Source organism: Bacillus sp. ISL-46 (assembly GCF_018613205.1).
Window position 1 is genome coordinate 1 of sequence record NZ_JAGGQR010000037.1, and the last position, 13,320, is coordinate 13,320.

The window sequence follows — 13,320 nt, forward strand, 5'->3', positions numbered from 1 at the left end:
CTTTTGTCTACAATCTGAGATAGCTAACAGATGTTAGCTATCTTCCTTCTGGTAATATTGAATTAATGTTTGCCTTTTCTCCTTTCAGCTAAATCAGCTGTAAGTTGCGCTGTACGTTTTTTGTTTAATGGATAACAGAATACAATAATTAGGAACACAACAGCAAGTATGATTGCAGGTACTAGAGTTCCAAGTGTATGAATTCCTTGAAGCGTATCAGCTGTTTGTGCTTTAAGAGTTGGATTATAACCAACAGCTGCGATTGCTGCACCACCAACGCCGCCAGCTACTGCTTGACCAACTTTACGTGCCATAGAATAAATCGAGTAAACGGTTCCATCTTCACGTAAACCAGTTAAATACTCATGATAATCAATAACGTCAGTAACAAAAGCCCAAATGACAAGGTTGAAAATTCCATAACCAAACATCCCAATTGTTAATACACCAATAAATTGTGTTCCAGTTAAATTTGGAAGGAAGTACAAAATCGCATATATAACTGTTGCTATTAATAAGCCACCAGAAGCCACTTCTTTTTTACCAAATTTCGCAACTAATGGTTTAACAAATGGCATACCTACAAATACTGCAATAGCTTGAAGAAGACCAACCATACTTAGTGCTTTCGCATTTCCGAAGTAATCTTTAAATAGATAAACGTTTACTGCACCAATTAGCATAAAGCAAACCAAGAACAATAATGAAGCAATGAGGAACCAAATTAATGGTTTGTTTTTTCCAAGACCTTTCATTGTTTGTCCCAAATTCACTTTTGGTTTAGTTGTTTCATCCATTACAATTCGTTCAACCGATAATTTATAACAAGCCATATAACAAGCAAGTGCAAGTCCACCGAAAATTAATGCAGCTAATATGAAGCGATTAGCATCTGGTTTGTTGTTAACAAACAAAATCATAGGGCCAACCACGTTAATAATTAAACCAGCCAAGTTTCCACCTAATGTTCTCCAGCTTGATAGTGCTGTACGTTCAACAGGATCGCCTGTGATAACTGAAGCCATTGATCCGTAAGGAATATTAACTGTACTATATAGTGTTCCCCAAATAATATATGTTACGTAAGCATAAGCAAGATAAAATCCATCTGACATTCCTGGAATGTGAACAAACATTAAAACACCACAAATAACAAGCGGGAAAGACATTCTAAAAATCCAAGGCCTGAATTTGCCATTTTTCCCTGCTTTTCTTGTATCAATAAAACGGCCCCATGATACGTCTGCTACTGCATCCCACAAACGGGCAAGTAAGAATAATCCACCGACTGCTGCAGGATTAATATGAAAGACATCTGTATAAAAAACCATTAAGAATGCGGCAACTAGAACAAAGAAGAAATCGTTCCCCCAATCACCAAACATATAACCAAGTTTGTCTTTCATTCCAAACTTTCTAAATTCATTTGCAGAACCTTGTACTACAGCGGCTTTTTTTGCAGTTTGACTCACTTTTGACCCCTCCATTATGCATTTAGTTTTTAATCTAACCCGATTACCTATACCTTTAAATCCTTAAAACTTTTTGAACCTTCAGTACTTTGAAATCCCTTTCAAAGATTATTAAAAAAATATTAGTGCATTTCTTTTAATTAGTTTATTGAACTAATTAATTAGTATAGTTGTATCTTATCATCGACTATTTACTCAGTCAACAGATTTTTGTAAGCGTTTAATAAAAAATTTTTCCAAATATTAAGGTCCCTTCTCTTACGTGATTAAGTGCTTAAGATAGTTTGTAGTCAGAAGTAGTATATTGATGTAATTAAAAAAAAATTGACACTAACTGTTCAAGAACGTCACAAGGGAGCCTTTTTTAATCTAACTTTGTCATAAATATCTAATTCATAGTATAATTGGAAAGATGCAAATAATTTATGAAATAATATTGCACAATAGCTCTAAGAACTTTATTCACTATTCCAGGAGAGTATGCATGTTAAAAGATTTTGTTTCAAATGCCTCACTATTAATTGCTTCCTTTTCTATTATGGGAGTGTTATTTAAAGATAAGCCAATTAATTCTTCCTCTCCGCTATCCTCAAAATTATATTGGGGATTTTGTTTTGGAGTTCTAGGGAATATCTTAATGTCGTTTAGCATTCAAATTAACGTAAACACGATTGCTGATCTACGCCATTTGGCAATAGTGATCGCAGCAACTTTCGGTGGGTATATCCCAGCATTATTGGCTGCTGTTCTTATTGCAGCAGGAAGAATCCTTCTTTTTGGTATGAATGAATCTTCCTTATTGGGAGCAATCGGGGCTGTATTAACAGGCATCCTCTGTGGTGGAATCGCAACATTAAACTATTCCAGAACTTTAAAGGCTTTCATAATGAATCTGATTGGTTTATTAATTGTTTCAATCATTTTCATTATCAGAATTGATAACTTCCAAATGCTCAAAAGTGTTTTAACCATACATTATTTAATTTCTCTCATTGGTGGTTTTTTTGCTTATCATTTTTTTGTTTTCGTGGTGAAGTCATACGAAGTACAAAATCAATTAAAGCATAATGTCATGAAATTGAAGGAAACAGAAGAACGTTTTCGCCTCATAGCTGAATATTCAAGTGACATGATTACAATGCACAACGAAAAAGCCGAATATATTTATATTTCACCCGCTGTAAAAGAAATTATTCATTTTGAGTATCCTGAACTTCTCGGAAAAAAAATGGAGGTTTTTATTCATCCAGATGATGTTGTACAAACAAAAGACATGTTTGAAAAAGCACTTCATGAGGGTGGGGCTGAATCAACCTACAGGTACCGTACGAATATAGGAGATTATGTTTGGATTGAATCTACTTTAAAAAGCGTTCATTTCGAAGAAGATGGAAGTAAGAAAGTCATTATTGTATCAAGAAATATTACTGATCGAAAACTTACCGAACAAAAACTACAAGAGGCAAATCAATTACTCAATCAACTATCCTACTCAGATGGACTAACAGGGATTGCCAACAGAAGATATTTTGACGAAACACTTAATAAAGCATGGGCTAATTCTTCTATAAGTCATACGCCAATCACATTAATTATGTTTGATATTGATTACTTTAAAAAATACAATGATACATACGGCCATCTAACTGGAGATTTTTGCTTACAATCAATTGCACAAGCTATTAACAATCAAATGGCTGTTAACTCTCATTATACTTTTTGCCGTTATGGAGGTGAGGAATTTGCTCTCATCTCTCCTTCTACCACCATGGAGGAAGGGATGAAAATTGCTTATCAAATTCAGGAGACAATTAAGTTACTTAAAATTCCTCATATTAGTTCTGACATTGCTGATATTGTTACGTTAAGTATTGGATTTGCCACAATGGTTCCAACAACTTTAGAAAAACCGCAAGCATTAATTCAAATGGCTGATTCGGCATTATATTTATCTAAGACAAAAGGTAGAAATACAATTTCATCTTCTCATTTAAGCATGGAAGGCTTGTAAATAATACAAGCCTTCCTTTTTTTATCAATTCAAAACATATTTTTCTAAATATTATGCAAATTTTGTTGTATAATGCGGAAAATACATGTAAAATTTTCCTATCAGCCCTTTTTGGATGGTGAGACAATGGAAATTACGAAACATCTTTTCTTAAACCTCTCAATATATATTATTTTATTGTTTTTTTGTTTAATTTTTTTCGATAATTTTAGAAAATTCACCCTATCCAAACCCTCACTTACGATTTTTTTTATTGCTATGTTATGGTTATGTATCAATTTCTCATACAATCCGATTCCTTATGCCAGATATGATTTAAGGATTATTCCTTTGGTTTTGGGGGCCCTTTATGTTGGAATTGGCCCGATTCTTATAGGAGCAATTATTATCATACGGGGTTTCTATGGCTTTGATTCAGGCTTTTTTCAAACCATTATGTTTTATGTACCTCTCACAGTAGTATTTTGGCGATTATATCCTTGGTTTTTAAAGCAAGTGCCAGCACGCCGCATTTTCGTGACAGTATGTTTGGGAATGATCCTCGGCATAGTGACAGTCATTGGGATGAGCTTCGCCCATCCCCATTCCTATTGGCTGGATGCATGGACTGCGTTCTTATTCATTCCCTCTCTCGGAATTGGGATCATTTCCTATGGGATTGAATTTGTTAGAAGAAATAATGAAATGCAGCAACAGCTGATTAAAGCTGAAAAATTAAAAGCAGTCGAACAAATGGGAGCGGCCATTTCCCATGAGATTCGTAATCCACTAACTGCAGCTAGCGGGTTTGTTCAGCTCCTTCAAGATGATTACCTTTCAAGGCAAAAACGGAAAGAATATTTATCGATTGTAAAAGAGGAGTTAATTTCGGCTGAACGGGTTATCCAAGATTATTTAACCTTTGCAAAACCATCGCTTGAGGCATTTGAGGAACTAAATGTAAAAAGTGAATTACGGCAATTAATAAATATACTTCAGCCCTTAGCCAATCAAAATTCAGTCGAGATTAGCACAGACTTTTCAGTGATTGGATTCATAAAAGGGGATGGCCAGAAATTCCGGCAATGCTTTGTGAATGTCCTCAAAAATGCGATTGAAGCAATGCCTAATGGAGGTTATTTAACTGTCACAACGGAGTATAGTAAAAACAATGTAACCATTAGTGTGAAGGACACAGGTGTTGGAATGACCATAGAACAGCTGGAGCGATTAGGAGAACCATTTTATTCCACAAAAGGAAAAAATGGAACAGGCTTAGGTATGATGGTGGTTTACAGCATTGCACGTGCAATGGATGGTACGGTTTGGGCTGAAAGTGAAGTGGGAATGGGAACCACTTTTCATTTTAAATTTCCAACGATTTCGTCGATAATGAAAAAAGAAAATATTATCATTTAAAAAACAAACCGACAGAAGATTAACTTTTGTCGGTTTGTTTTCACTTTATTTACCAATAAACATTTGGGTCCAGTGTTTGCCTGTCGCTTCAAATCCTACCCCAATATGAGTAAAATTTGAACTTAAGATATTTTTACGATGCCCTTCACTGTTCATCCAAGCAGTTACTACTTCTTGTGGCGTTCGTTGTCCTTGTGCGATATTTTCACCTGCAGATTTATAAGTCACGCCAAAGTCTCTCATCATGTCAAATGGTGATCCATAGGTAGGGCTTGTATGTGAAAAATAATTTTTTTGCTGCATATCCAACGATTTTTTCTGTGCAACACTGTTTAACTGTGTGTCCGCCTTTAAAGCTGGAAGTCCGTTTTTACTGCGTTGGGCATTTGTTAAGTCAATTACTTGTTGTACGTATTGACTAACTGTCCCAGTGGCAGGTGCATTATTTTGTGTAGCAGCTGGCTGTTTTGGTGCCGGTTGGGCTTGTGGTGGTGCTGGCCGTTGTTGCTTCGGTGCTGGTTGCTGTTGAATTGGTGCTGGTTGCTGTTGAATTGGTGCCGGTTGTTGTTGGACTGGTGCTTGTTCATTCGGTCTTTGCTGCTGAATATAAGGTTGGATCTGTTGGAGTGCCAAATTACCTAGTCTAGGATCGAGACGAATAAACTGGTACTTTGCATCTCGGATTAATACCGCTCTTGTATGAGGGTATTGATTACTGTTCAAATTTGTTTGATATGCAGAAATCATATCATCATTGTTGTTGTAATTCTTCTTGTTTTTTCGTTTATTGTTATAAAAATTTACATCAGAATCAGATTCGCTGTTATTATTGTTCGTATAATCCTCAGTTAAAGGACCATTGTGGTCGATCCCATCATCTCTCCCATTACGTACATCCATATAAGGGGTATTGTTTCTGTTATTCGTGTTCATTCCTATACGATTTGACCCTTGATCATTTATCTCTTTATTATCATTGTTATTACAAGCAGCAAGGCCCATTGTTAAGACCGCTGTTAACAGTAACCCAACTGGTTTTTTTATCAATCGAAATACCTCCTTCTGAAATTCATATTACTTTTATAGTGTTAATGTTTTTCAAAGAAAGTATTGATGGAAAATAAACGTATTTAATAATCGGGCATAATAACAATTTTCCACAAAAAAAACCAACTATTGAAACTGTCGGCTTGTTTTTAAGGGTCAATTTTCCAGCATCGGAATTCGGCCTTTATATTTGTTAATAAGATCTCGATTATGTTCTTCGGCACCATCTGCATTGCCACTTTTAAAGATTGGCGGTTCAAAATTATTTTCAATCATTAGGCTGATGGCTTCAACCATTATTCCGTTAACAATTGCTGTCCCTACAACCGTTGAACCTGAACCAAAGTTTACACCAATTGACTCGTGCTCCATTAATGCATCACCCACTTTAATATGATTATCAATGGAAAGGTCAGCCGTATGATACAAATATTTACCATTTTTATGTCTTGACTTCACGGTTTTTGTATAAACATACGATGTGACGCTAATGACAAATGCACCTTTATTTTTAGCAATCTCGGCCACATCAATTGGCACAGGATTCCTGCCAGAGGTTGATGCGACAATGACAATATCTTGAGGTTGAATCTTAACATTTTTCATGAATTGTTCTGCAAAATCATTTTCTTTTTCTAATTGAGAGGAGCGAACCGCCCCTTTATGCAGCATTAAATCTTCTATTAGGATTGGATTAATTGGAACCAATCCTCCAGCTCGGTAAAATAGTTCTTCCCCAAGCATATGGGAATGTCCGCAACCAAAAACATGAACAATCCCATCCTTTTGGATGCACTGGGCCACTTTCTCTGCAGCTGTTTTGAGGTTTTCATTTTCATCTTTTTCGATTAAACTTAATAATTCTTTAAGCTTAGAAAAATAAAGATTGAACAAGGTAAATAATCTCCTTTGTTTTCAGCGTTTCATCTGAATCATAAACTTGTAACGATCCGCACGATATACAGATTTAACAAATTCAACCGGGGTATTATCTTTAAGAAAAGTATTTCTTTGGATTAACATAACTGGTGACCCTTTGGTGATCTTTAAATAATTTGCCTCACTTTGGCTGGCAATTGATGATTCAATAATCTGAGAAGCGCTATCAATTTTTAAGTCTAACTGTCCTTCAATATGTGCGTATAGGGATTTATTTACAATTTGTTCCGTAAGTCCTTTAACGAGATTTGCTGAAATATAATTTGTTTCTAAGGCCATTGGGACACTATCTGCCATACGAATCCGTTTGATTTCATATACGGGTCCATATTCAGAAATCAAAAGCTGACCTGCTATTTGTTTTGTCGCCGGAATAATTTCAAAGTGGATTAATTGGCTCCCTGGTTCCAATCCTCTTGCCTTCATATCTTCTGTGAAACTTGTTAATCCCTGAAGGGGCTGTTCGATTTTTCTTTCTGCAACAAATGTTCCTTTTCCTTGCAAACGATATAAATAGCCCTCATTTACTAACTGTGTAAAGGCCTGTCTAACGGTCATCCGGCTAATTTGATATTTCTCCGCATATTCTCTCTCAGGAGGAAGAGAATCACCAGGTCGCAATTCGCCGTTTTCAATTAACTCTTTGATATATCCTTCAAGTTGATAATAAATTGGAATGGGAGAATTCTTATTAATCATTTTCCTCCAACTGCATCCTTTCCTTTACATTGGCACCTTTGCGCTATAGTGAACCTTTAGATCTGCTATTGCCTCTTTATCTGCAATAATTGTAACACAAGGGTGATTTTTCAACACGGATGCAGGAAAACTTTCATTAATTTCGCCGTTTAAGAGTCTAAAAAGTGCTTCTTTTTTCTTATCACCTGAAACCAGTAGAAGAATTTCTTTGCTTTTCATAATGGTTGAAATCCCCATCGTAATCGCTTTAGTAGGAACCTCTTCGATTCGGTTAAAAAATCTTGCATTTGCTTGAATGGTCGAAGGTGCTAACTTTACAATATGCGTTTTGGAACCAAAGGAAGTTCCTGGTTCATTGAATCCAATATGCCCATTACTGCCAATTCCGAGAATTTGTAAATCAACGCCACCATGCTTAGCAATTAAATCTTCATAACGATTGCATTCTTCTTGAAAATCAGCAGCAATTCCGCTTGGAATATTTGTTTTAGCTTTATTCATATCAATATAATTAAAAAGTTGGTTATTCATAAAATACCGGTAGCTGTTCTTATTATCACCTGATAGTCCCATGTACTCATCCAAATTAAAAGTGGTTACTTTCTGATAAGAGGTCCCATTCATTTTGTGATCCTCGATTAGACTTTTATAGGTTCCGATTGGTGTCCCACCTGTTGCCAATCCAAGTTTAATACTTGGATTCTGAACTACCTTTTCAATGATAAATTCAGCCGCTCTATTACTCATTTGTTGGTAATCTTTTACTTCAATAATCCTCATTTTGAGTTTTCCTCCCTTTTAAATGCAAGCGACCCATGGCAAAGTGTCATATAAACTTCCATTTCTTCATCAAGAATGACAATGTCTGCATCTTTTCCAACAGCAATACTGCCTTTCCGATCATAAATATTCAACTGCTTTGCTGGATTCACGGAAGCCATTTCAATTGCATCTTCAAGTGGACAGCCAGTATAAGCAATAATATTTTTTACTGCATGCCCCATTTTCAAAATACTTCCAGCAAGAGTTCCGTCCTCAAGGACTGCTTTTCCATTTTTTACTGTTACTTCTTGACCACCAAGATCATATTTACCATTTTTCAAACATTTCGCCCGCATGGAATCGGTTATTAAGATTAACCCTTCACTTTGCTTTTGTTTGAAAGCAAGTTTTACCATTTCCGGACGAACATGCACCCCATCCACGATAATTTCAGCTTTTAATTCATCTCGTAAAAAAGCTGCACCCACGACACCGGGTTCACGGTGATGCAGCCCCCTCATTTGATTAAAAAGATGGGTTACGTGGTTTGCACCAGCATCAATGGCTTCGTTAACTTCATCATAGGATGCATCTGTGTGACCAATTGATGCAATGATCCCATTTGACTTTAAATATCGAATCATTTCTAATCCACCTGGCTGCTCTGGCGCAAGTGTGACAAGTTTAATATTCCCTTTTGTAAGGTTTTGCCACTTTTGAAATAAAGCAAGGTCTGGGTCAATAATATGCTGTATCGGCTGTGCCCCTGCTCTTTTTGCGTTTACAAACGGCCCTTCAAGATGGAGGCCAAGTATTTCGGCCTTTCCATTTGGTTTCTGCTTTTCAATGTATTGCGCTGCATTTATTAAAGCATTTTCAATTTGTTTACCTTCTTGGGTCATTGTTGTGGCTAAAAAACTTGTGGTTCCTTCTTTCGGTAGAGCTGTAACCATTGTGTCTAGTGCTTCCATAGTGGCGTCCATCGTATCAGCACCATTGACCCCATGAATATGAACATCGATTAAACCGGGAATTGCTTTATAGTGCCCAGGAAGCTCAATAACTTCAAATTCATTCTCCTTTTCAAGTTCTTCCATTGATCCGATTTCCACTATTTTTCCGTTATTTATTTTAATAAATCCATTTTCAATTAATATATCTTCTGCATAAACTTGGATTCCCTTAAGCAAAATATGATTAAATTTTTGAATCATTGAAATTACTTCCTTTCGGGTATTTCTATACTATATATTAGCATTATCATTTTCTAGTTGTCTATACCAATTTAATTGAATCGATAAACTTAAATTTTCCATCTTTCGCCCATCAAGTATGGTAAAGGAATTTAAATATCTATTATTGAATTAAAAATTGGTATAGACATCTATAAGTATTTAGTGATATATTTACTAATGGAAAAGCGCTTTCACTAGAATGACTTTTAAAAAGGAGAGAACTATTATGTTAGGCTTTTTACAACGGATTGGTAAAGCATTAATGCTTCCGATAGCAGTATTGCCTGCTGCAGGGCTATTGCTTCGGTTTGGACAACCCGATTTACTAGATATTCCATTTATTGCGAATGCAGGAAACGCGATTTTTGCAAACTTAGCATTAATCTTCGCGATTGGAGTAGCCATTGGTTTTTCAAAGGATAACAACGGTGCCGCTGCATTATCCGGTGCAATAGGTTACTTGGTTTTAACTGAAGGAACAAAAGCAATTGATAAAGATATTAATATGGGAGTTCTTGGAGGAATATTAGCCGGGATTATTGCGGGATTATTATACAATCGCTTCCATGATATAAAGTTGCCTGAGTGGTTAGGCTTCTTTAGTGGCCGAAGGTTTATTCCAATTATTACTTCCATTGCAATGGTTCTTTTAGCTGGAATTGCCGGATTTGCTTGGCCGCCGATTCAGGATGGCATTAATGGGCTCGGCAACTGGATTATTGGCTTAGGAGCAATCGGGTCAGGTATTTTCGGTTTTTTAAACCGTCTGCTCATTCCTTTAGGCTTGCACCATGTATTAAACAGTTTATTCTGGTTCCAATTTGGAGAGTATGCTGGTAAAACCGGAGATATTGCACGTTTCTTTGCTGGAGATCCATCTGCGGGCGGTTATATGACTGGATTCTTCCCAGTTATGATGTTTGGACTTCCTGGTGCAGCGTTTGCTATTGTAGCTGCCGCAAAATCGGAGAAAAGAAAAGCTACATTAGGAATGTTTATTGGTCTAGCATTGACTTCATTCCTCACAGGGATTACAGAACCAGTTGAGTTTTCATTTATGTTTATTGCTCCATTATTATATGGTGTTCATGCTGTTTTAACAGGATTATCCTTTGTTATTACATCGATGCTTGGAATTCGTGATGGCTTCACTTTTTCTGCAGGTGCTATTGATTATGCATTAAACTTTAACATCGCTGAAAAGCCATTATTGTTATTAGTAGTAGGTCTTGTCTACGCCGTTATTTATTTCGTTATTTTCTACGGATTAATTAAAGCATTTAATATTAAAACACCTGGCCGTGAGGATGATGACGAAAACTTCGATAATGCGACTCCCGCTGCCACTGTTGGTAACAATGAATTTGAAACGATGGCTTATCATTTTATTAATGATATTGGTGGAAGAGAAAACATTACAACAATTGATAATTGCATAACACGCCTTCGCTTAAATATTAAAGATATGGAGAAGGTAAGCGAATCTGCCCTCAAAGCGCATGGTGCTAGAGGAATTATGAAATTAAATAAATCCAATCTGCAAATCGTGGTTGGGACTGAAGTAGAATTTGTTGCCGATGCTATGAAGAAAATTGATATGGACAATGTAAATCTTGATATAATTCCCAACGAAGACACATCAGTGAAAGAGAATCGGAAACTACCTCTTTCGGAAAAAGAATTTATTATGCCTATTGAAGGAGAAATTATTCCACTTCATGAGGTTCCAGACCAGGTCTTTTCACAAAAAATGATGGGTGATGGTTTTGCAATCGTTCCATCTAAAGGTTCAGTAGTTTCACCTGTTGACGGTGAAATCATTAATATATTTCCAACAAAACATGCCCTTGGACTCAAATCAAAACAAGGATATGAAATTCTCATCCATGTTGGGATGGATACTGTGAATTTAAAAGGAGAAGGTTTTACAGTTCTTGTAAAAGAAGGCGAGCAGATTACAAAAGGGCAAGAAATTCTAAAATTTGATTTAGATTTCATCAAGAAGTCAGCTCCATCTACTGTTACTCCTATTATCTTTACGAACCTAACAAAATTAAATGTAAAGAAACAAGGACACACGCCTCAAGGTCAAAGCGGTATTCTATCGATTGAATAAAAAAGAACGACAGGTGTCAGGCACCTGTCGTTCTTTTTATTATGCGAATAGTTTCGCTTCTTCGGCTTGGAAAAAGCTCTTCATCGCATGAAATACATGAAGTCCATGTTTATATGATTGAATTTATTTAATCAATCTTATAAATGGCAGTATGTTTACTTTTCTTAAAGAAAATTTTTTTTATTTGGTGCAATCACATCGCATCCGCATAATATGGATGAAAAATGACATCTTTTGATACATTTACAAAAAACAGGTTATAGTATGTTCTGATTTGCTTCAGGAAATGGTAAAATAAATTATCTATAAGTAAAGGCACCTGTTTAGTTAGGTGCCTTCATTACTTCAAAGGAGACATAAATGTTTTCTTCATTTTCATTTTTTGAGATATTTTTTAACAAATCTAGATGGATTTCCTTAATTCTTACTGGTCTGTTAACCGCGTTTGCTAGCGAAATCAAAGTAATTCCTTTCAATGGGGAGGCTTTTCGTTTCGGATTAGGAAGTATTACTTTTTTTCTAATAATTCTTATTCAGCCACCAGCTTCATTAGCTCTAACTGGGTTCTTCACTGGCATGATTGTCGTTTGTTTTCGCATTCTTGGAGATTTGATGATCGATCCCGTTCCTTTCTTGGCAAGCATAAAGAATCATCTGCCTGCATTTCTGTTTTATTTCTTGTTTGGTTTAGGGCTCAGCGTGATTAAAATAGAGAAATACAAAACTTTTCCCCTTCTACTTGGTTTTTTGGCTGCAGGAATAGAGTTTATCGCAAACGGCGCAGAGCACCTGATGCGCTACCTGTTATTAAATCATAAGAACTCAGGTTTTAGCGAATGGGCAATATTAAGCGGGGTTGCCTTATTCCGGAGCTACTTCGTTGTAGGACTATATAGTTCCATAACTGTTTCGGAACAAAAAAAACGAATGCAAGAAATGCTCGAAGTTGGATCGGAATTATATTCGGAAACTCTCTACCTTCAGAAATCAATGAATCATATTGAACAAATCACGGCATCTTGCCATGATTTATATCGAAAATTAAAGAAGAGCAATCAGGGCGAGCTAAGCGTGCAAGCATTGCTCATTGCTCAAGAAATACATGAAGTGAAAAAGGATTCACAGCGGATACTTTCAGGTCTGTCCAAGATAACGATTCAAAAAAGTAATGATGATCTTTTTCTTTCTGATGTGCTAGGATTTGTGGTTACAGCAAATGAAAAATATAGTGAAATGTTAGACAAAAAAATCTTGTTTAATCTGACAATTTCTACTGATTTTTATACCCATCAAAAAATACAATTACTGGCATTATTGAATAATCTGACCGCTAATGCTGTTGAGGCCATTTCGGAAAAAGGAAAAATCGATATAGATATCTTCGAGGAACTAGAGTTTATTTCTTTCACTATAAAAGATTCTGGAAATGGAATTCCCGAAGAGGACCTTTCAATCATCTTTGAACCTGGCTATACAACAAAATTCAATAATCATGGGGTTGGTGCAACAGGGATTGGTCTATCTCATGTACATGAAATTGTTCATACTCTTCAAGGCCAAATTGAAGTAGAATCACAAGATGAAGGTACTACTTTTCGAATCAAAATTCCTACCGATAACATAAGAAAGAAAGGTGAATAA

General features: G+C 36.0%; 10 protein-coding genes. 4 read left to right on the forward strand and 6 right to left on the reverse strand.

Annotated elements, in window-relative coordinates:
* Positions 1-62: 62 nt before the first annotated feature.
* Positions 63-1,472, reverse strand: a complete 1,410-nt coding sequence (locus J7E67_RS17520; RefSeq protein WP_214713320.1) for an MFS transporter — start codon at positions 1,470-1,472, stop codon at positions 63-65.
* A gap of 484 nt (positions 1,473-1,956) precedes the next feature.
* On the opposite strand from J7E67_RS17520, the gene J7E67_RS17525 reads away from it, so the two are divergent.
* Positions 1,957-3,483: a diguanylate cyclase domain-containing protein gene (locus J7E67_RS17525; protein WP_214732519.1), complete on the forward strand. Its 1,527-nt coding sequence runs from the start codon at positions 1,957-1,959 to the stop codon at positions 3,481-3,483.
* A 330-nt stretch (positions 3,484-3,813) separates the two neighbouring features.
* Positions 3,814-4,881 (forward strand): ATP-binding protein, encoded by a 1,068-nt coding sequence (locus J7E67_RS17530; RefSeq protein ID WP_308160459.1) that lies wholly within the window; start codon positions 3,814-3,816, stop codon positions 4,879-4,881.
* Between the two features lie 45 nt (positions 4,882-4,926).
* Here the strand turns inward: J7E67_RS17530 and J7E67_RS17535 are convergent, their stop codons facing one another.
* The 5 genes from J7E67_RS17535 to nagA form a co-directional block, all read right to left on the reverse strand.
* A complete protein-coding gene (locus J7E67_RS17535) occupies positions 4,927-5,928 on the reverse strand; it encodes a CAP domain-containing protein (protein WP_308161439.1) in 1,002 nt (333 codons plus the stop codon).
* A gap of 156 nt (positions 5,929-6,084) precedes the next feature.
* Positions 6,085-6,822, reverse strand: coding sequence for an SIS domain-containing protein (locus tag J7E67_RS17540; RefSeq protein ID WP_214713323.1), 738 nt, complete (start codon positions 6,820-6,822; stop codon positions 6,085-6,087).
* 21 nt (positions 6,823-6,843) lie between these two features.
* Complete coding sequence (locus J7E67_RS17545; protein WP_214713324.1) at positions 6,844-7,566, reverse strand: GntR family transcriptional regulator; 723 nt, start codon at positions 7,564-7,566, stop codon at positions 6,844-6,846.
* A gap of 24 nt (positions 7,567-7,590) precedes the next feature.
* The gene (nagB, locus tag J7E67_RS17550) at positions 7,591-8,346 is read right to left on the reverse strand and encodes a glucosamine-6-phosphate deaminase (protein ID WP_214713325.1); all 756 of its coding nucleotides are present in this window, start codon (positions 8,344-8,346) and stop codon (positions 7,591-7,593) included.
* On the reverse strand, positions 8,343-9,542 hold the full coding sequence (nagA, locus tag J7E67_RS17555) for an N-acetylglucosamine-6-phosphate deacetylase (protein ID WP_214713326.1): 1,200 nt from the start codon (positions 9,540-9,542) through the stop codon (positions 8,343-8,345). The genes nagB and nagA overlap by 4 nt, the downstream gene beginning before the upstream one ends.
* A 247-nt stretch (positions 9,543-9,789) precedes the next feature.
* Between nagA and nagE the strand changes: the two genes are divergently transcribed.
* Positions 9,790-11,679, forward strand: coding sequence for an N-acetylglucosamine-specific PTS transporter subunit IIBC (nagE, locus tag J7E67_RS17560; RefSeq protein ID WP_214713327.1), 1,890 nt, complete (start codon positions 9,790-9,792; stop codon positions 11,677-11,679).
* Positions 11,680-12,039: 360 nt separating this feature from the next.
* Entirely contained in the window at positions 12,040-13,320 is a 1,281-nt protein-coding gene (locus J7E67_RS17565) for an ATP-binding protein (protein WP_214713328.1), read from the forward strand.

Coding starts and splice junctions, on each gene's coding strand:
- J7E67_RS17525 (WP_214732519.1), top strand. CDS start 1,957: ATGTTAAAAGATTTTGTTTCAAATGCCTCACTATTAATTGCTTCCTTT.
- J7E67_RS17545 (WP_214713324.1), bottom strand. CDS start 7,566: ATGATTAATAAGAATTCTCCCATTCCAATTTATTATCAACTTGAAGGA.
- nagE (WP_214713327.1), top strand. CDS start 9,790: ATGTTAGGCTTTTTACAACGGATTGGTAAAGCATTAATGCTTCCGATA.
- nagA (WP_214713326.1), bottom strand. CDS start 9,542: ATGATTCAAAAATTTAATCATATTTTGCTTAAGGGAATCCAAGTTTAT.
- nagB (WP_214713325.1), bottom strand. CDS start 8,346: ATGAGGATTATTGAAGTAAAAGATTACCAACAAATGAGTAATAGAGCG.
- J7E67_RS17565 (WP_214713328.1), top strand. CDS start 12,040: ATGTTTTCTTCATTTTCATTTTTTGAGATATTTTTTAACAAATCTAGA.